Source organism: Mammaliicoccus sp. Q-M61, from assembly GCF_022386055.1.
Classification (GTDB): domain Bacteria; phylum Bacillota; class Bacilli; order Staphylococcales; family Staphylococcaceae; genus Mammaliicoccus; species Mammaliicoccus sciuri_A.
Genome location: NZ_JAJNJL010000011.1, coordinates 18,902 through 35,397, shown reverse-complemented (window position 1 = coordinate 35,397; position 16,496 = coordinate 18,902). Strand labels below are relative to the sequence as shown.

General features: G+C 31.6%; 30 protein-coding genes. 28 read left to right on the top strand and 2 right to left on the bottom strand.

Features of this window, described 5'->3' with window-relative positions; genetic code table 11:
• Positions 1-12 precede the first annotated feature (12 nt).
• Entirely contained in the window at positions 13-213 is a 201-nt protein-coding gene (locus LQ677_RS12385; RefSeq protein WP_239705741.1) for a hypothetical protein, read from the top strand.
• Here LQ677_RS12385 and LQ677_RS12380 read toward each other — a convergent pair.
• Positions 210-584: a hypothetical protein gene (locus LQ677_RS12380; protein WP_239748935.1), complete on the bottom strand. Its 375-nt coding sequence runs from the start codon at positions 582-584 to the stop codon at positions 210-212. The genes LQ677_RS12385 and LQ677_RS12380 overlap by 4 nt on opposite strands.
• A 72-nt stretch (positions 585-656) precedes the next feature.
• Between LQ677_RS12380 and LQ677_RS12375 the strand changes: the two genes are divergently transcribed.
• From LQ677_RS12375 to LQ677_RS12350, 6 genes are all read left to right on the top strand, one after another.
• Positions 657-857, top strand: coding sequence for a hypothetical protein (locus LQ677_RS12375; RefSeq protein WP_070369236.1), 201 nt, complete (start codon positions 657-659; stop codon positions 855-857).
• Positions 858-901: 44 nt separating this feature from the next.
• Positions 902-1,081 (top strand): hypothetical protein, encoded by a 180-nt coding sequence (locus LQ677_RS12370; RefSeq protein ID WP_218697272.1) that lies wholly within the window; start codon positions 902-904, stop codon positions 1,079-1,081.
• Entirely contained in the window at positions 1,082-1,387 is a 306-nt protein-coding gene (locus tag LQ677_RS12365) for a hypothetical protein (RefSeq protein ID WP_239748934.1), read from the top strand.
• An 86-nt stretch (positions 1,388-1,473) separates the two neighbouring features.
• Positions 1,474-3,426, top strand: a complete 1,953-nt coding sequence (locus tag LQ677_RS12360; RefSeq protein ID WP_239748933.1) for an AAA family ATPase — start codon at positions 1,474-1,476, stop codon at positions 3,424-3,426.
• Complete coding sequence (locus tag LQ677_RS12355) at positions 3,423-3,758, top strand: hypothetical protein (protein ID WP_239748932.1); 336 nt, start codon at positions 3,423-3,425, stop codon at positions 3,756-3,758. Before LQ677_RS12360 ends, LQ677_RS12355 begins: the two co-directional genes overlap by 4 nt.
• Entirely contained in the window at positions 3,755-3,958 is a 204-nt protein-coding gene (locus LQ677_RS12350) for a hypothetical protein (RefSeq protein WP_206543150.1), read from the top strand. Before LQ677_RS12355 ends, LQ677_RS12350 begins: the two co-directional genes overlap by 4 nt.
• On the opposite strand, the gene LQ677_RS12345 is transcribed toward LQ677_RS12350, so the two are convergent.
• On the bottom strand, positions 3,916-4,614 hold the full coding sequence (locus LQ677_RS12345; RefSeq protein ID WP_228097487.1) for a DUF4145 domain-containing protein: 699 nt from the start codon (positions 4,612-4,614) through the stop codon (positions 3,916-3,918). The two genes, LQ677_RS12350 and LQ677_RS12345, sit on opposite strands and share 43 nt — an antisense overlap.
• A gap of 62 nt (positions 4,615-4,676) precedes the next feature.
• On the opposite strand from LQ677_RS12345, the gene LQ677_RS12340 reads away from it, so the two are divergent.
• The 21 genes from LQ677_RS12340 (at position 4,677) to LQ677_RS12240 (ending at position 16,491) form a co-directional block, all read left to right on the top strand.
• Positions 4,677-5,585: a recombinase RecT gene (locus LQ677_RS12340; protein WP_239748931.1), complete on the top strand. Its 909-nt coding sequence runs from the start codon at positions 4,677-4,679 to the stop codon at positions 5,583-5,585.
• A 95-nt stretch (positions 5,586-5,680) separates the two neighbouring features.
• Positions 5,681-6,283 carry an MBL fold metallo-hydrolase gene (locus LQ677_RS12335; RefSeq protein ID WP_239748930.1) on the top strand — a complete coding sequence of 201 codons (603 nt, stop codon included), beginning with the start codon at positions 5,681-5,683 and terminating at the stop codon, positions 6,281-6,283.
• Positions 6,284-6,766: a single-stranded DNA-binding protein gene (locus LQ677_RS12330; RefSeq protein WP_239748929.1), complete on the top strand. Its 483-nt coding sequence runs from the start codon at positions 6,284-6,286 to the stop codon at positions 6,764-6,766. It abuts the gene before it with no gap.
• 32 nt (positions 6,767-6,798) lie between these two features.
• Positions 6,799-7,719: a DnaD domain-containing protein gene (locus LQ677_RS12325; protein WP_239748928.1), complete on the top strand. Its 921-nt coding sequence runs from the start codon at positions 6,799-6,801 to the stop codon at positions 7,717-7,719.
• Positions 7,703-8,404 carry a hypothetical protein gene (locus LQ677_RS12320; RefSeq protein ID WP_239748927.1) on the top strand — a complete coding sequence of 234 codons (702 nt, stop codon included), beginning with the start codon at positions 7,703-7,705 and terminating at the stop codon, positions 8,402-8,404. The genes LQ677_RS12325 and LQ677_RS12320 overlap by 17 nt, the downstream gene beginning before the upstream one ends.
• Entirely contained in the window at positions 8,401-8,823 is a 423-nt protein-coding gene (locus LQ677_RS12315; RefSeq protein WP_239748925.1) for a RusA family crossover junction endodeoxyribonuclease, read from the top strand. Before LQ677_RS12320 ends, LQ677_RS12315 begins: the two co-directional genes overlap by 4 nt.
• Positions 8,823-9,221 carry a hypothetical protein gene (locus tag LQ677_RS12310; protein ID WP_239748924.1) on the top strand — a complete coding sequence of 133 codons (399 nt, stop codon included), beginning with the start codon at positions 8,823-8,825 and terminating at the stop codon, positions 9,219-9,221. Before LQ677_RS12315 ends, LQ677_RS12310 begins: the two co-directional genes overlap by 1 nt.
• A gap of 60 nt (positions 9,222-9,281) precedes the next feature.
• Entirely contained in the window at positions 9,282-9,635 is a 354-nt protein-coding gene (locus LQ677_RS12305; protein ID WP_239748923.1) for a YopX family protein, read from the top strand.
• A gap of 3 nt (positions 9,636-9,638) precedes the next feature.
• Positions 9,639-9,839, top strand: coding sequence for a hypothetical protein (locus tag LQ677_RS12300; RefSeq protein WP_239748922.1), 201 nt, complete (start codon positions 9,639-9,641; stop codon positions 9,837-9,839).
• The gene (locus LQ677_RS12295; RefSeq protein ID WP_239748921.1) at positions 9,836-10,036 is read left to right on the top strand and encodes a hypothetical protein; all 201 of its coding nucleotides are present in this window, start codon (positions 9,836-9,838) and stop codon (positions 10,034-10,036) included. Before LQ677_RS12300 ends, LQ677_RS12295 begins: the two co-directional genes overlap by 4 nt.
• Positions 10,037-10,222, top strand: a complete 186-nt coding sequence (locus LQ677_RS12290; protein WP_239748920.1) for a hypothetical protein — start codon at positions 10,037-10,039, stop codon at positions 10,220-10,222. It begins immediately after the preceding gene.
• 68 nt (positions 10,223-10,290) lie between these two features.
• The gene (locus tag LQ677_RS12285) at positions 10,291-10,473 is read left to right on the top strand and encodes a hypothetical protein (RefSeq protein WP_239748919.1); all 183 of its coding nucleotides are present in this window, start codon (positions 10,291-10,293) and stop codon (positions 10,471-10,473) included.
• 5 nt (positions 10,474-10,478) lie between these two features.
• On the top strand, positions 10,479-10,637 hold the full coding sequence (locus LQ677_RS12280) for a hypothetical protein (protein WP_239705762.1): 159 nt from the start codon (positions 10,479-10,481) through the stop codon (positions 10,635-10,637).
• On the top strand, positions 10,638-11,279 hold the full coding sequence (locus tag LQ677_RS12275) for a hypothetical protein (RefSeq protein ID WP_239705763.1): 642 nt from the start codon (positions 10,638-10,640) through the stop codon (positions 11,277-11,279).
• Between the two features lie 5 nt (positions 11,280-11,284).
• On the top strand, positions 11,285-11,743 hold the full coding sequence (locus tag LQ677_RS12270; RefSeq protein ID WP_239705764.1) for a nucleoside triphosphate pyrophosphohydrolase family protein: 459 nt from the start codon (positions 11,285-11,287) through the stop codon (positions 11,741-11,743).
• A gap of 225 nt (positions 11,744-11,968) precedes the next feature.
• On the top strand, positions 11,969-12,178 hold the full coding sequence (locus LQ677_RS12265; RefSeq protein ID WP_239748918.1) for a sigma factor-like helix-turn-helix DNA-binding protein: 210 nt from the start codon (positions 11,969-11,971) through the stop codon (positions 12,176-12,178).
• A gap of 132 nt (positions 12,179-12,310) precedes the next feature.
• Positions 12,311-12,670 carry an HNH endonuclease gene (locus tag LQ677_RS12260; protein WP_239748999.1) on the top strand — a complete coding sequence of 120 codons (360 nt, stop codon included), beginning with the start codon at positions 12,311-12,313 and terminating at the stop codon, positions 12,668-12,670.
• A 168-nt stretch (positions 12,671-12,838) separates the two neighbouring features.
• The gene (locus tag LQ677_RS12255; protein WP_239705765.1) at positions 12,839-13,321 is read left to right on the top strand and encodes a phage terminase small subunit P27 family; all 483 of its coding nucleotides are present in this window, start codon (positions 12,839-12,841) and stop codon (positions 13,319-13,321) included.
• Positions 13,305-15,032, top strand: coding sequence for a terminase large subunit (locus LQ677_RS12250; protein WP_239705766.1), 1,728 nt, complete (start codon positions 13,305-13,307; stop codon positions 15,030-15,032). The genes LQ677_RS12255 and LQ677_RS12250 overlap by 17 nt, the downstream gene beginning before the upstream one ends.
• A gap of 11 nt (positions 15,033-15,043) precedes the next feature.
• A complete protein-coding gene (locus LQ677_RS12245) occupies positions 15,044-15,244 on the top strand; it encodes a hypothetical protein (RefSeq protein ID WP_239705767.1) in 201 nt (66 codons plus the stop codon).
• 5 nt (positions 15,245-15,249) lie between these two features.
• Positions 15,250-16,491, top strand: coding sequence for a phage portal protein (locus tag LQ677_RS12240; protein ID WP_239748917.1), 1,242 nt, complete (start codon positions 15,250-15,252; stop codon positions 16,489-16,491).
• Positions 16,492-16,496 lie beyond the last annotated feature (5 nt).

Below are 16,496 nucleotides of genomic sequence, written 5' to 3'. Positions count from 1 at the left end.
GGAGGAAACACAGTGAATGAATTAAAGCTTAATTTGGAAGAAAGTGCAGTAGAACGTAAGATTTATCAATTAATTCACGAATACGGATTATCATATGAGCAATTTAAAAAAGTATTTTTGTTGGTTGATAGACGTATAGTACATCACATTCAAAACACCGAGATATCAAAAGAAAAAAGACCTCTTGATTTAACAAGAGGTCATGAAGGTTAGTTATTTAGCTCTAGGTCAAGATTGGAATCAACATAGCCCAATACTGGATGTAGCTTTTCTTTAAATTGATCGAAGTTAATCAAAGTATGTTGATGTGAATGATTGTCTCGAACACAATCTAGCGCCTCTTCATAGACTTCTGTAAAAGCTTTTACAACTTGAGTAAATTCGTAACGATATAAGTCTTCCTTACTTCTAACATAAGATTCTAAAGTTACAAAGTAAGAATTAGCTTTTGATAAGTAATGAAGTGCCAATAATTCATTGTCATTATCAACAATTTGTTCAATGGCTTCCTTTGTATCGTAATATCCAGTAACCACTAACTTTCTTAAATATTCTTTTTCTTCTGAGAAATCAAATATGCTCATAGTAAACACCTCCCTTCACATAGGGATAACTAAATTATACCAAAAGAAAAATAAAAGAGGATGTGATCTTTCATGCCGAAAGGAGACTGGCTAGTTGATGCAGAAGAAATTAAAGAACGAATGTGCATTGGAGAGAAATTCTTTAGAAATCACATCGTGAAAGATAGTCGGATGAAAGCAATTGAGATTAAAAAAACAAACAGAAAATCCTGGTGGCCATCTGACAAAGCAAAAGATATATGTATACAAATAATGTACGAGTATGATGCTTAAACAAATTGGAGACTTGGGGAGCATACTCTAAAGGAGAAAAAAGTATGAATATAGCATGGAACATTATCAAGTACCCAGCACTAACATTAGCAATTGTAGTTGAGTTTTTTATTATTTCGTCATTTAGTACAACACCTATTGAGCATTCGTTTCTATTTTGGATAGTGACAGTTGCAGGATTTGAAATGGCTGATCAAATATTTTTAGAACAGGAGGAAATGTAAATGTCATATTTTAAAATAGGTTCACAAGTCTCAAAGACAGAATATCATTATGGTTTTAAATTTTTGCATAGATATGAAGTTATAAACGAAGAATTAATTTTAGTGAAGGTATTTAGTACTAATCATGATTTGGTATTTGCTGCAGAAGTACATGTTGAAGATACAGCTGAAGGTCTTTTTGAAGAAATGAATGACACGATTATAAGTTGGATTGACGACAACACGAGTGAAGTAGATGCCCTAATGGTTGAAATACTAAAAGGCAGCAATAAACCTTATGACTTTAAAATTAAGACTCGATATTAAAAAAGCCTAATCCAACGGCAATTGGAAAAGGCACAATTTCAAATAAAAATACACGTACAGAATAACACGGAGGAGGACATTAAGCAATGCAATTAAAATTAAACAAATTAGTAATGGAGAATTTTGCAGGCTTTAAAAATCAAACTTTTGAATTTAATGGCCAAGATGCAGATATTTATGGCCAAAATGGTACAGGTAAAACAACAACGGCTACAGCATTACAATGGTTGCTATTTGATAAAGGATTAGATGGTTCAACAAAATCATTTAACCCAGTACCAGAAAATGAAAAAGGCGAAGAACAGTATGAGTTAATCCCTACAGTTATAGCTGAATTTGAGATTGATGATGGATTACTAACACTTAAGAAGGAATCACACCCTAAGTATTCAACGAACCAGAAAACAAATCGTAAAGAATACAACCGAAGTAGAACGAAGTATCAATATATAAATGATGAAAAAGTAAAGGTTACTGATTTTAAAAACAGGGTTGCTGAGATTATAGATGAAGATGTGTTCAAGCTTATTACAAACCCTGGTGCTTTCAATCAATTAGATTGGAAAGTACGTCGTAATTTATTATTCGAAATTGCTGATGATATTTCAGATGAAGATGTTATTTCAAGTGATCCAGAACTAGAAGGATTAAAAGAGTTACTAACTGAACACGATATCGAAACTAAGAAGAAAATCATTGCAGATAAGATTAAGCAAATTAATCAACAAATTAAAGATATACCAACACGTATCAATGAAGCATCACATTCATTGGTTGAAGTAGAACAATTGAACGAATCTGATTACAAGCAGCTTGAAGAGAATATTCAATCATTAGTAAATAAGAGATATGAATTACAAAATGGAAGTGCTGAAATTGAATTACGCAATCGAGTGAAAGATAAACAATCAGAATTAGAACGAATCAAAAGAGACCTCTCATCTACTACTGAATCAAAAATTCATTCACTTATGAATGAGTTTAATGCAGAAGAAAGTACTATTTTGAATTACAAGTCAAAAATGAAGAATAATCAAACTCAGATTCAATATGAAGAAGGTAGAAGAAAAGAACTTTTATCAGAGCATAAAAGATTAAAGGCTGATTTAGAAAAGGCTAAAAATCACAAGTTTGAACATGTAGATGAAAAAGTTTGTTCATGTTGTGGCCAAGAGTTGCCAACCGAAAAAGTGGAAGATGCAAGAGAAAATGCACTCATGAAATTCAATAAAGAAAAATCGAATGAACTTGAAGTTATTACTGGTTCTATTGAGCGAGTTTTGGAAGACGGTAAAAAGATTAAACCAATCATTGATGCACTAAACGAAGAAAATAATAAACATCAAAAATTAATAGATTTAGCTACAGAGAAGTCTAAAAGAATTAAAAGTAAGATTGATAACCTGAAATCACAAATAACAGATGTAACGCAATCAAGCGAATACCAAGAAGTTCAAAGAGATATTGACGAACTCAATAAGAAACGTATGAACATTCAAGAAGAAGTAGATGATCGCCTTGATGAATTAGATTCACAGTTAAATGAATTAAATGCTGAAAAAGAACATTTAGATAAATTGAAGTCTATTGCTGCATCTAATAAGAACATCGAAAAACGTATTCAAGAATTAAGAAATAAAGAAGATGAGTTATTAGACGAGAAAGAAATTTATTCTGGCCAACTTTACAAATTGAATAAATTCACGATTACAAAAATCAATAAGTTAACAGATAACATCAATCGCAAGTTTAAATATGTGACCTTCAAATTGTTCTATACACAAGTAGACGGAGAAGTTAAAGAAACGTGTGAAACGACTGTAAATGGTATTGAATATCACAGGGGATTAAATAGCGCTAAAAAGCTTAATGCAGGATTAGACATCATTAATACATTGTGTGATCACTACAAAATTAATGCACCAATCTTTATAGATAATGCTGAATCAGTAATTGATATTTTACCAACAAAATCACAACAGATTAGATTAGTTGTTAGTAAAGAAGACGATTCATTAAGAATGGAGAAAAGCGTATGAAATATGAATTAGGTGATTATGTACGGATTAACAAACGTTGGAAGAAGACGAATAACCATCCATTTAAATCTGAAGTGGATGATGACGGTTATCAAGAAGTAATTGTTAGAAAGAAAATTGACTGTAATGCGTCTGGATTCATCGCTGGATTCAGATATGGATTAAAACAATTAGCCACTTTTGAACTTAATGAAAATGACTTTATTGACGAAATGGTTGAAATAGAATCAAGTTCAGTTGATGTATACCTGGTAGCAACAAGAATGAATTGCCTATATGAAGTAAGTAAAGAAGATATTCAAATAATTAAAGATGTGGAGGAATTAAGATGAGTGAAAAACAAATAAAACATCAACCTCCTATAAAAGTTGATGTTGTAAATTTAATAAAAGTTGTATGTCTAAAAGGAGACGGTAGTAAATTAGATCCCATTAGAAATGTTGAAAGATATTACAATTTTGAAGGCAGTTTATTGTTTGAATATGATGACTACGAAGTGAATTCGGTAGCATCTTCAACTGCTAGTTCATAAGAAATGAATAAAGTCATTTTATGTAGAAATTTTTTCATATCTTGAATGTCTCGATCGTCATGTTTTCTAACATAATGTGTTTCATCATTTCCGATCCAAGTTGCAGCTTTAGCTAATGATTTTAGTCGTGAGTCATCGATATCTTCAGAAATACATTTACCAAGTAGTTTTTTTGAAATCGTGTCTGCATTTAGATGCTTATGTTTAATTAGATAATCTTTTACTAAGAATTCCAAAGCTTTTCGGTAACCTATACCTGCTAAATGATTTAAACCTAATCCTTCAGCATGAGATGACTGTGAAATGATTTTTGAGAATTCACTACTAACACTATCTATTTCATATGGGTACTCAAAACTTGGTTTTGGAAGTGGATATTCTTCTTTGATTACAAGTTGATCAATTTGACGAAATCCATTAGCTAGACGAGTACTGTTTACACTGTATGTTGCAGAAAAATGCTTCTCACACTTTGGACACATAAGAATCAAAGAAAAAGGCAATGTTGAATCTGTTTGTAAAGAAGTTTTAGATTGAGCTTCAATTGTTGGTGAAATATTTGAATAGCACCAAGGGCATGAATTAGGTAAATCAATTTGTACTTTGTTATTTGTACTTTGATATTTATCAGAAATAGTGATGCGAATTTTACTCATATTTTATACCACACTTTCATAATTTATTAATTTAATTATACACAATAAAGGAGATTATATATATGACAAATAAAAACGAAGTATTAGTAAAAAATCAAAAAATGGGAGACAACGTCCTAGCTAGAGTTAAGAGTTTAGAAACACAGGGTGATCTAAAATTTCCTGAAAACTATTCTCCCGAAAATGCAATGAAATCAGCGATGCTAACTTTACAAGATTTAAAAGGTTCTAAGAAAGACGGTTATAAGCCAGCGCTTGAGTTTGCTAATCCAAATAGTATTGCTAATGCGTTAATGGATATGGTCGTACAAGGACTAAATCCAGCAAAGAATCAAGGTTACTTCATTATGTATGGAGATAAGGTTCAGTTCCAACGTTCATATTTAGGTACGATGGCTGTTACAAGACGAGTTACTGGTGCTAAAGAAATAAATGCTGAAGTTATCTTTGAAGGTGATGAAGTTAAATATAAAACAAAGAACGGTAAAATCGTCGATTTAGAACATTCTCAATCATTTGGAAACAGAGATAGTAAAAAAATCATTGGTGCATATGCAACAGTTGTATTTGAAGACGAAAGTAAAAACTATACAGAGATTATGAGCTTCGAAGAAATTGAAGAGGCATGGAAACAATCTCAAATGGTATATGATGGCAAGTTCAAGGAAGATGGAACGCATAGAAGATTCCCTCAAGAAATGGCCAAAAAGACTGTAATTAATAGAGCATGTAAGAAATTATTAAATAGTTCTGATGACAGTAGTCTATTATCGAGCGAAATTAAAAATAGAGACAACAGACAACGTAAAGAAATTTTAGATGCTGAAGAAGAAGCAAATGCCAATAAAGAATTATTAGAATTCGAAGAAGTACCACATAAAGAGGCAACAGATGTTACAGATTTTGAAGAAGTTGAAGAGATTAAAGAAGAACCTGCGCAAATAACAACAGAGGATGAAGAACCATTTTAATTGATGTTATAGCAACTGGTTCGAGTGGTAACTGCTATCGTATTTCAGATGGCAGAACCACACTTTTATTAGAAGCAGGAGTGAAGTTTGAAAAGGTGCAAAAAGCTCTTCAATACAGAACGAGAGACATTGCAGGTTGTCTCATCACTCATGAACATGGTGATCACGCTAAATATACAGATCAGTATTTAAAGAACGGAATTAATTGTTACATGACCAAGGGAACAAAGGAAGCAACGGAAATTCAAAGTCACAGACTGTATTCAGTAAAAGCTAAACAGGAAACAAGAATTGGGACATGGTCAATTTTACCTTTTGAAATAGAACATGATGCAGCTGAACCAGTTGGCTTTTTACTAAAAAGTACACAAGGTTACAAAGTCTTATATCTTACGGATACAAAATTTTGTAAGTACAGTTTTAAAGGTTTAACACACTTGATGTTAGAAGTGAATTATATCTATGAAAAAATGCAAGAGAATGTGCAAAAAGGCTTTGTTCATCAAGGATTGGCTAACAGGATAATGGATTCACATTTTAGCTTAGAATATGCATTAAAACTATTGAAGGTGAATGATTTAACACAGTTACAACAGATTCATCTAATACACCTTAGTAATACCAATTCTGATGCACAATTAATCAAACAGCAGGTACAAGAAGCGAGTGGTGTACCTGTCTATATTGGAGGTTTATAAATGGATAATAATGATTGTAAGTTTATTGGCCGAATAACAAAAGACTTAGAGATAAGAGAATCTACAAATGGGACAATGATTTTACCATTTGATATTGCCGTTCAAAGAAAATTTAAAAATAATCAAGATGAATATGAGAGTGACTTTATAAGTTGTATTGCCTTCAATAAAACTGCTGAATTTTTAACCAACTATGCAAAGAAAGGTTATTTAATAGGCGTTGAAGGTGAATTACAAAACAATAATTTTGAACGACAAGATGGCACGATGAATTACGGAATGCAATTAAAAGTAACCAAAGTTAATTCACAAATTCTATTTTTAAATAAAGATAAATCTACTAACAGTGCAAATCAAGAAGGTAGCACACAGCGTGGCCAAAATACAACAACTAACAATAATACTAGTCAAACTAGTAGCAATAATCCATTTACAAATGCTAATGGACCAATTGAAATAAACGATGATGATTTGCCATTTTAATTTAACCAGTTTTGAAAGTGAGGTGTGGAGTTATGGCTGGTTGGATTAGCTTGCATAGATCGATTGAGAATCATTGGTTGTACGAAGAAGAAAGAAAGTTTTCTAAGTTCGAAGCATGGATTGATTTACTTCTAATGGTTAATCATAAAGATAATAAAACAGTTATGGACGGTAAGTTAATCACTGTGAAAAGAGGTCAACGTATTACTTCACTCCGGAAACTAGGTGATAGATGGAAATGGTCATTAACTAAAGTTGATTCATTTTTAAGACTATTAGAAGAAGACAAAATGATAGTCGTAAAAAAAGACACCAAAAAAACGCTTGTAACCATTGTCAATTATGACGTTTACCAAAATGTGAATTTAGAAAAAAGACACAGAAAAGACAGTGAAAAGACAGAGAAAGAACACAGAAAAGACAGAGAAAAGACACAGAAAAAAACAAACAATAATGATAATAAGGAGAATAATGAAAATAATGATAATAAGGAGAATAAGAAGACGTCGAACGTCTACGACTTTTATCAAGAATCAGGATTCGGAATTATTAATCAATACACTGCACAAGATATCACTTACTATCTAGAAAGCTTTGAGAATGATTCAGATGAAATAGTGACAGCAGCATTAAAGTTAGCACTCGATAGAAATAAAGTGAACTGGGGATATGCTAAAGCTATTTTAAAAGATTGGTTAAAGTCTAATCTCAAATCAATAAGTGAAGTACGAGCATATGAACAACAAAAGTTGGCCAACTTCAAAAGTAGAAGTGGACAAAATAATAATCTCCAATCGAAAGAGAAAACACCTGAATGGTTATTAAGGCAAAAACAAAATAATCAAGATAATCACAATGAAGTAAATATAAATGCACCAGAATTTGAAGAAAAGAAAAAACAAATGGAAAAAGAAATAATGGAATGGAGTGAAGAATTTGGGCGTACTACTTAAAGGCAAAACTATAGGAGAAGTATTTGATTTACTACAAGAATTAAAATCAGTTAAAGCTGTTGCTGAAGAAATTGGTGTAACACCTGGAGCAGTTTATAGTTTTAGATCAGAACATCATAGAGCATTTAAAAAATTAAAAGATGAGTCGGAAGTTAAAGAAAATGAAAACAAAACAACTAATCCAGAATTAACTACAAAAATTATAGAACCAGAGAAGATAGTGAATAATCAACAAGATGATTCAACTAAAATAACTATTTCTAAAAAAGCCATTTTAGATGAGCAAAATAAATCACTTAATAAAAAAGTAAACAAGCTAACATCTGAAAAGAATCAATTGCATGGTCGGATTAATTTACTTGAAGATGAAATAAAAGTGATTAGTGATGAAAAGACGGAACTGAGAAATGAGTATGAAAAGCTGTCACGTGATTATCAGAAGATTAAAGAAGAAAAAGAGTCGTACAAGAAACAGTTAGATGAATTAGTTGAGGAATCTAATAATATTTTGGCAGAAGCCAAGAAATATCGTGAGGCAAACAAAGAATATCAAAATAAAATGGCGATGCTTAGCGAAAGAGACACAAGACAATCAGAAGTGAATATAGATCAAATACAAAAGGAACTAGCGTTTTATAAAGCACATGCGTTGTTATATTACCAGAAAGTAAATGAAGTATCATGACGGTTCATTCATTTACGATACTGTTCAAAAAAGACACAAAACATCTAGATAAACCAATGGCATCTCCTAGGCCGAGGTTTAGAAACGTTGGAAAGTTTATTCAAACATACATGCCAACTAACTACGTAAAACACAAACAATTTATAAAAGAACAAATGCCAGAACTAAATATCGATGATGCAATCAAGTTAACTTTACTGTTTGAATTTCCAATGAACAAGTCATGGTCAAAATCATTAATTAAAAGAATGATACATGCATTTAAAAAGAATAAACCTGACATCGATAATTTGGTTAAAACATTTATGGATGCAGCAAATGAAAAGATATGGACTGATGATGCATTAGTCGTTGAATTACATTGTGCTAAAAGATACGCAGAAGTACCAAAAATAAAAGTGAAAGTGGAGGAATTATGATGAGAAATATTCAATTTGCAGATGAATTAATTAAAAAGACTTTTGGAGAAAATGAACAAGATGGAGTAGTAAGAAAACAATTTAACGCTACTGATAAACATGTGACTTGGTCAATCGAGTTTTTCGCTTATGAAGCAACAATTGTGTGTACTGCAAGTAAAGCTGGAACTAAATTTAAAGTTTCTGGGGATAATGTTCCAAATGGTTTTATTACTCAACAATATCAAAGAGTTGAGTACATTAGACAAGAACTATTTAAAGATGAAGTAGAAAATCCAGATCAATTAACATTAGAAGATGTAGACAGTGAAGAAGAACAAGAGCAAACAGAAAATGAAACATTATTTGATGGCGGAGAAGAAAAAGTTGAAGAATTATCACAAGAAGAAATCGATTAATCAAAAGGGTGGCGAAAGTCACCCAGATATTTTAGATAAGGTAAAGGAAGTGTTGGGAAGATGATACCAAAGTTTAGAGCATGGGATAAAGTCAATAAAAAAATGATAGAAGACGTTGCTAGTATTCATTTTAAATCAGAAATGATAACAACAAGAAACTTGTGTTTTTATCCATTTAAGGATATTGAATTAATGCAATCAAGTGGATTAACAGACTATTACTACAGTGAATATTTTGAGGGGGATATTGCTCGAGATGTTACAAGCGAAGAAATCGGCGTTGTTGAATATGTAGATGGTGAATTTGTAATGAGGTTTGCCGGAGGAGATTCGGTGGATTTAAGCGACGTTAAAGATGAATTTGAAATCGTAGGTAATAAATTTGAAGATGGATATTTACTAGGGGAGGACTAACTTATGAAATCCTACAAGAAGAAACAAATCATTAAGCACGCGCTTATTCATTACATGAATAGAGAAGGTGCTACTAAATCAGATTTAAATACAGAAAATTTGGTATTGCGAGATATTGAAAGAGATATTGTATTGATGAAAGATGAATATGATATTCCGATGACAGATAGAGATAAACAAATTTGGGAGGAATTACAGCTATGAAACTTTACCTGTTCACATTAACACTTACTGCAATAGCATTATACACATTCATCAAACGATCATATAAGTATGCGAGTGTGCAAGATAGTATAGACGTCGAAAGTTACGCAAGTGATATGTCAGCACCAATCGATTATGAAGACACACAAGCATATAAGGACAACGAAGTATGGTTCACAGGAATGGGGAGATGTTGAATGAAACGAGAACCAGTATTCGTAAAACCAACATATAAGTACAAAGGAGAAGTTAAAGAACATCCTATTGAACGATTAGAATTTAAAGATGTACCAGAGAACGATATCGAAAGTTTAGGGATAAGTTTAAGACGAGTTGGTAAGAAATTAAGCGAAGTATTTAGTGGAGTTGATAAACGATGTTAATCGCAGCAATATTGTTTGTGGTTATAGTATTATCACTAATTATTATTGCGCTAATGGAGGGATAAGGAATGCCATCAGTAGAAGAACAAATGAATAAAATTCAATCTAAAGATGAATTGATTAAATGGTTGAGTAATGAATATTTTATTTTATCTAACAAAGCATATGGTGATAATTTCGAAGAAGTAATAGTTTATGAAATAAATATCATTAAGTCTAAAGCTGAATTATTAATGAGGGATAAGAGGTGATCATAGTGAAGTTCCTTTTAGATGTATTATTGTTTATAATTTCGTTAATGATTGGTTTTATTATTTTAAATGTTAATGACACATTACTATTTGCATTTGCTGCATTTGGTGCTTATAAAATGATAGACTCATTTGTTAGAAATTTAATTAGAGGTGAAGCTTGAATGGAAAACAATATTTGGTACGCATTATCTACAGGAGTTTTTTTATACACAGTTAAAGAAATAGTAAGGCTTGGTATAGATACCAGAATTAATGTAATTAATTTTAATTTAGAGAAACTCTACCCTATTTATTCAGATGCTTTTGGAAAAGTGAAGTTTATGATTGGGCATCATAGAACACCTTTTTCGCAGAAAGACACCTTTCAGAATATTTATGATGATGTATTAAATAATATAGACAAAAAACAAAGAAATTTATACATTAACAATGATAATTATAGAAAAGTAATGAATTTATATAGACATATAGAAAAAATGGAGAATGCAAAATATGAATTCAATAACTTTTTTAGTGCCAATCAAGTCTTTTTTGAATATGAATTTGTAGTCGAAACAATTGTAATGGTAAATGAATTTGAGAGTGACATTTCATATTTAAGGTCCATGGTTAATAATTATATGAATAATTATGAAAATTTAATATGGAGCAATATCATAACTGACGCATATAAACATAAGGTTACACAATATGAAATTTATCTTGATAAATTTGAAGAAGAGTTTAGAAAGAAATTCAAAATTAAAAGAGAAAGTAGAATCAAAAAGTTTAGAAGAAATATTAAAAATAGGTTTAAGAGGTGACAATAATGGAGCTTAATAAGTATCAAGAGATAGCGTTAAGAACACATAACACTGATTCTAATTTGGCTGAGTCATTAACTAATTATACTTTAGGCCTAGCAGGCGAATCAGGAGAAGTAGCTGACATAGTAAAGAAACATATATTCCATGGCCATGAGTTAAACAAAGACGAAATGGTTAAAGAACTCGGCGATGTTCTTTGGTACTTATCTTCACTCGCTAGTATGTGTGACGTAACACTTGATGAAGTGGCAGGTCATAATTTAAATAAATTATCTAATAGATATCCAGGTGGATTTAATCAAAAGCATAGTATTAATCGAATAGAGAACATTTCACCAGGAGATAAAGTTTTATTTAGTAATAACCAATATATTGTGGATGATGTAATTGGAAATACATTATTGATTAGTAACGATAATGATGATCAGCAAGTTAATGTATATGATGTAAAGAAACTGTAATTAGTTTCTTCTTAATAAAGGTGGTGAGATGTATTGTTCGAGTGGCTAGAGTTATACCAGAACTTGGATATGCAACAGCAGGCATTAGAGATAAAAAAAGATATATGCATTGAAGAAATGGAGAGGTGGCACTCAATAAGTTATGCACGAGCAGACTTAGGAAAGAAGCATGCCTTTCATTCTCGCTTACAACAAGTCAGCCGTATTGAGGAGGAGTTAGAGGAATTGAATGAGAGGATAAAAAAGTTAGAAAAACAGAAGGAAAGAGTATTAAGTTTGTTGGACCGTTTCCAAGGTATAGAACACAAGATACTTAGAAAGAAATATGTAGATGGTATGACATTACAAGAGATTGCATATGACTTAGGTTATAGTGAACAATACATTAGAAAGAAACATGCTGAGTGTATTAAGAGAATCAAGTTCATTAGTTAGTAGTCAACGTTGTCAACAATCATGCTACACAAACTATTGATTAATCGTGATATTGTAATAACATAGAAAAATTATACGAAGGACTGACACATTGTGTTGGTCCTTTTATTATGCAACGAAGGAGTGATTGGTATTGGTATCATGAGACGTTGTAATCATCCAACATGCAACAAACTTATATCACACAATCAAACATACTGTGATGATCATAAGCAATACACTAACAAAGCATACAATGATGCAAGGCAAAGGAATAATCCTGAATACTTAAATTTTTATAAACGTAAAGAATGGTTAGATAAAAGAGAAATAGTATTAATCAAGAATGATTATATTTGTGCATCTTGTGGTGCAGTAGCTGAAGTAATAGACCATATAATCCCAACAAAAGTAAATTGGTCGAAACGATTAGATGAAAAGAATCTACAGCCATTGTGCAATGAATGCCATAACAAAAAAACAAAAGAAGATTTAAAAAAGTACGGAATGTGAAAAAGATAAAAATAAAAATATGTAAAAAAATAAAAATAAAATACAAAAATTTTAAAAGTCCCCCACCAATTTTGACGGGGCATTGTCGAAATCTCTGCGGAACGGGGCAGACCTTTCTTTCGGACTTTTTCCCTTTTTTAAACCGATTTTACAAAGGAGGTGGTTTGGTTGGCTGGAAGAAGACGTGTTGCGACTGATGTCACAAAAAAGAACTTAACAAAAGATGAAATCAGACAACGTAAGCAAGAAGAAGAACTTTTAAATGTCTTTGAGGGAGTACCCGAACGGCCACCGACTTGGTTGAGCAAATTGGCCAAAAAAGAATATAAGCGTATTGTTCCCTTAATGAAAAATTTGCCAATAGCAAACCTAGATTTACAGATTATATGTCATTATTGCGAACAAGTTTCAAGCTATTTAGAACTAACTAAAGACATACAAGAAAATGGATATAATATATTCATCAAAAATGATGAAGGGGAAATTATTAACGTTAAAATTAATCCTTCAGTATCTAAAAGACTAGAAGTGGCGAGAGAAATGAGAGCAGCAGCTAGTATGATTGGTATAAGTTTAGACAGCAGAATTAAAATTGTCGCACCAAAGAAAAACGAAGTTGTAGAGGACCCAATGGATGACTTCTTTAACTGACAATAAATTGATTGATCCAGTTACTTTTTATGCAAAAAAAGTGCTAAAAGGCGACATTTTAGCATCTAGGATGGTCAAAAAAGCGTGCAAACGTCACTTAAATGATTTAAAACGTGATGATTTAGCCTATAATTGGCAACCCAACAAAGCACTACATGTTATCAATTTCATTGAAAAGCTACCAGATATTAAAACAGGTGAACGTCATCCTTTAGCATTATTTCAAAAGTTTATAGTTGGTAGTATTTATGGTTGGCAGAATGATGAAGGACATAGACGATTTAAACGTGCTTATATTAGTATGGCCAGAAAAAACGGTAAGTCTATAATCGTTGCCGGTATTAACCTTTATGAATTGCTTTTTGGGGAAAATCCTAAATTAGGTAGACAGATATATTGTACGGCCAATGCAAAAGACCAAGCTAAGGTCGTATGGGAAATGTGCATGAAACAATTGAATTCATTACGAGAAGAATCGGCCAAAGTATACAACATTACTAAAATTACTGAATCTAAAAACCTGTTGGCAAATAAACGTGACGGTTCAATCTTAAAACCATTATCAAAAGATACAAAAAAACTAGATGGTTTTGATCCATACATTGGTATTCTCGATGAATATCACGAAGCTAAAGATGATTCAATGTTTGAAGTCCTACGTTCTGGTATGATTCAACAAGTTAATCGTTTAATAGCAATTATTAGTACTGCTGGGTTTAATTTGAATGGGCCGATGTATAAAGAATATGTATATTGCAAAGGTTTGATGAACGGAAAGTTTGAAAATGATAACTATTTTGTATATTGTGCAGAAATGGATAGCGACGAAGAAATAGACGATGAAAAGAACTGGATTAAAGCAAATCCTTTATTAGAAGTGGAATCATTTTATGATGTTGCATTACAAACTATTAAAGATGATATGCAAGAACAAATTGATAAAGGTGAAACACACAAAATTAAAACAAAGAACTTTAATATTTGGCAATCCAATAGTGAATCATCACTAGTTAATATAAAAGATTGGGAAAAAATAAGCGTTGATAGTGCACCTGATATTAAAAATCGGGATGTATATATTGGCGTCGATTTATCAAGATTAAACGATTTAACAGGTATAGGTTTTATTTATCCTATAGATAAAAAGTATTATGTTGATTCTCACGTTTTTGTTGGTACTAGAGGTGGCATAGAAGCAAAAATAAAACGCGACAAAATAGATTATTTGGAAATGGTCAACAGTGGCACTGCGACTTTAACACGTTCTGTTTATGGGATTATAGATTATGAACAAGTGATTGAATACTTAATAAATTATGTTGTCGAAAATAATTTGAATGTTTTAGGTCTTTGTTACGATCCTTGGCACTCAGAAACGTTTTTGACTGCTATAGAAAATCGGAAAGATATTAAATGGCCATTGATAGAAGTAGGACAATCATTCAAAGTAATGTCTCAACCTATTAAAGACTTCCAACTTGATGTAATTCAAGAAAAGATAATACATGCTAACAACCCAGCGTTGGATGTAGGGGTTAATAATGCAGTTCTTATTTTCGACAAAGAAGGTAACTGCAAAGTTGATAAATCTATGTATAGGGAAAAGATAGATAGTATTGTCTCAGTTCTTATTGCATGGACAGAAGCGAGAATGCATGAGTTCCAAGAAAATTGGGATGAAATTTATGCAAGTGATGAATTTGGATTTTAGGAGGTGCATCGATGAATTTAAGTAAAATTAAAGACTTCTTTTTGTTAATGGTTGCCAATTTAACAGGCATCCTTTTTTTATTAGGTTTAACCTTGGTTAATATTGCTATGTATTTAAGGTTTAATGAAACAATTGGACTTGTAGTGACAGGCTTAACATTAATTTTAATTGCATTGATTATTGACCATGAATCTAGACCAGAAAGGAGGTAAGATGATTGGGGATTTTTATTGGTAATAGAAATAGATCAATTGATATGGAACAAATAGATATAGTAAAAGCAACAAAGATATTTCCAGGAATTGAAGATGCTCCAGTACTAAATGAATATGACGGGGTAGATGCTATAAAAAATACAGACATTTTTACTGCTGTAAGTATGTTAGCAGGCGACTTAGCAAGAATGGATATTCAAATATGGAAGCAAGGTGTTCATGAAGAAAATAATTATTTGGAAAAGTTGATTAATGTACGACCAAATGACTATTACAATGGATATCTTTTCAAATTTATTGTTTTTGCTAATGCTATGTTAACAGGCCATGGATATTTCAGAATCATTAGGGATACAAAGTTTAATCCTAAAAAATTGGTATTCATGAAAACGTCAAAAGTAAATTTAAAAGTAGATGATAATGATACGCTCTACTTTGAATATAAACCAAATCATAAGGATGTTATAAAGTTAGATTACTATGATGTTGTTGATATTAAATTTCATTCATTAGATGGGTTTAAAGGTATCTCACTTTTAGAGTCCTTATTAAAGACTTTAGAAACAGATCATTACGGTAGACAATTTCTAGGTAATTTCTTAAAGAATGGTACACATGCAGGTGGAATTTTAAAAATGAAAGGTGTACTTGATAATAAAGCAGCAAGAGATAGAGCCAGAAAATCATTTCATGAACAATATAGCGGGACAAAACAAGCCGGAAAAGTCGTTGTTATGGATGAGTCGATGTCGTTCGATCAGTTAGAAGTCGATACAGAAATACTAAAGCTTATACGTGACAATAAATCATCAACACGAGAAATTGCAGGAGTTTTTGGAATCCCACTTCATAAGTTCGGTATTGAACCAACAAATATTAGTATTACAGATGCAAATTTAGAATACTTATCAACATTAGCACCATATATGAAAGCTAGTTGTTCAGCCTTAGAATTTTACTTTAATTCAGATTTAGATGATTTGGTCAAACGTTTTAGGTTTGATACTTCTGATTTGAGAGTAGTTGACTCAGAAACGCAGGCAAAAATAGATAAAATAGATCTTGAAGATGGCGTCAAGAACCTCGATGAAGTAAGAAAGACAAGGGGTTTGCCACCTATAGAAGGTGGATTTGGAGCAAAGCATAGAGTTGATTTGAATCATGTGAATATCGAAAAAGTTGATGAGTATCAAATGAATAAAACAATTGATAAGAAGCATAAAACTAATTTCGAAGGGGGGTGAGAAAG

What these genes read in the sequence shown, in the direction of transcription:
- LQ677_RS12380 (WP_239748935.1), bottom strand. Translation starts at nt 584, where the DNA reads ATGAGCATATTTGATTTCTCAGAAGAAAAAGAATATTTAAGAAAGTTA.
- LQ677_RS12375 (WP_070369236.1), top strand. Translation starts at nt 657, where the DNA reads ATGCCGAAAGGAGACTGGCTAGTTGATGCAGAAGAAATTAAAGAACGA.
- LQ677_RS12370 (WP_218697272.1), top strand. Translation starts at nt 902, where the DNA reads ATGAATATAGCATGGAACATTATCAAGTACCCAGCACTAACATTAGCA.
- LQ677_RS12365 (WP_239748934.1), top strand. Translation starts at nt 1,082, where the DNA reads ATGTCATATTTTAAAATAGGTTCACAAGTCTCAAAGACAGAATATCAT.
- LQ677_RS12360 (WP_239748933.1), top strand. Translation starts at nt 1,474, where the DNA reads ATGCAATTAAAATTAAACAAATTAGTAATGGAGAATTTTGCAGGCTTT.
- LQ677_RS12355 (WP_239748932.1), top strand. Translation starts at nt 3,423, where the DNA reads ATGAAATATGAATTAGGTGATTATGTACGGATTAACAAACGTTGGAAG.
- LQ677_RS12350 (WP_206543150.1), top strand. Translation starts at nt 3,755, where the DNA reads ATGAGTGAAAAACAAATAAAACATCAACCTCCTATAAAAGTTGATGTT.
- LQ677_RS12345 (WP_228097487.1), bottom strand. Translation starts at nt 4,614, where the DNA reads ATGAGTAAAATTCGCATCACTATTTCTGATAAATATCAAAGTACAAAT.
- LQ677_RS12340 (WP_239748931.1), top strand. Translation starts at nt 4,677, where the DNA reads ATGACAAATAAAAACGAAGTATTAGTAAAAAATCAAAAAATGGGAGAC.
- LQ677_RS12330 (WP_239748929.1), top strand. Translation starts at nt 6,284, where the DNA reads ATGGATAATAATGATTGTAAGTTTATTGGCCGAATAACAAAAGACTTA.
- LQ677_RS12325 (WP_239748928.1), top strand. Translation starts at nt 6,799, where the DNA reads ATGGCTGGTTGGATTAGCTTGCATAGATCGATTGAGAATCATTGGTTG.
- LQ677_RS12315 (WP_239748925.1), top strand. Translation starts at nt 8,401, where the DNA reads ATGACGGTTCATTCATTTACGATACTGTTCAAAAAAGACACAAAACAT.
- LQ677_RS12310 (WP_239748924.1), top strand. Translation starts at nt 8,823, where the DNA reads ATGAGAAATATTCAATTTGCAGATGAATTAATTAAAAAGACTTTTGGA.
- LQ677_RS12305 (WP_239748923.1), top strand. Translation starts at nt 9,282, where the DNA reads ATGATACCAAAGTTTAGAGCATGGGATAAAGTCAATAAAAAAATGATA.
- LQ677_RS12300 (WP_239748922.1), top strand. Translation starts at nt 9,639, where the DNA reads ATGAAATCCTACAAGAAGAAACAAATCATTAAGCACGCGCTTATTCAT.
- LQ677_RS12295 (WP_239748921.1), top strand. Translation starts at nt 9,836, where the DNA reads ATGAAACTTTACCTGTTCACATTAACACTTACTGCAATAGCATTATAC.
- LQ677_RS12290 (WP_239748920.1), top strand. Translation starts at nt 10,037, where the DNA reads ATGAAACGAGAACCAGTATTCGTAAAACCAACATATAAGTACAAAGGA.
- LQ677_RS12285 (WP_239748919.1), top strand. Translation starts at nt 10,291, where the DNA reads ATGCCATCAGTAGAAGAACAAATGAATAAAATTCAATCTAAAGATGAA.
- LQ677_RS12275 (WP_239705763.1), top strand. Translation starts at nt 10,638, where the DNA reads ATGGAAAACAATATTTGGTACGCATTATCTACAGGAGTTTTTTTATAC.
- LQ677_RS12270 (WP_239705764.1), top strand. Translation starts at nt 11,285, where the DNA reads ATGGAGCTTAATAAGTATCAAGAGATAGCGTTAAGAACACATAACACT.
- LQ677_RS12250 (WP_239705766.1), top strand. Translation starts at nt 13,305, where the DNA reads ATGACTTCTTTAACTGACAATAAATTGATTGATCCAGTTACTTTTTAT.
- LQ677_RS12245 (WP_239705767.1), top strand. Translation starts at nt 15,044, where the DNA reads ATGAATTTAAGTAAAATTAAAGACTTCTTTTTGTTAATGGTTGCCAAT.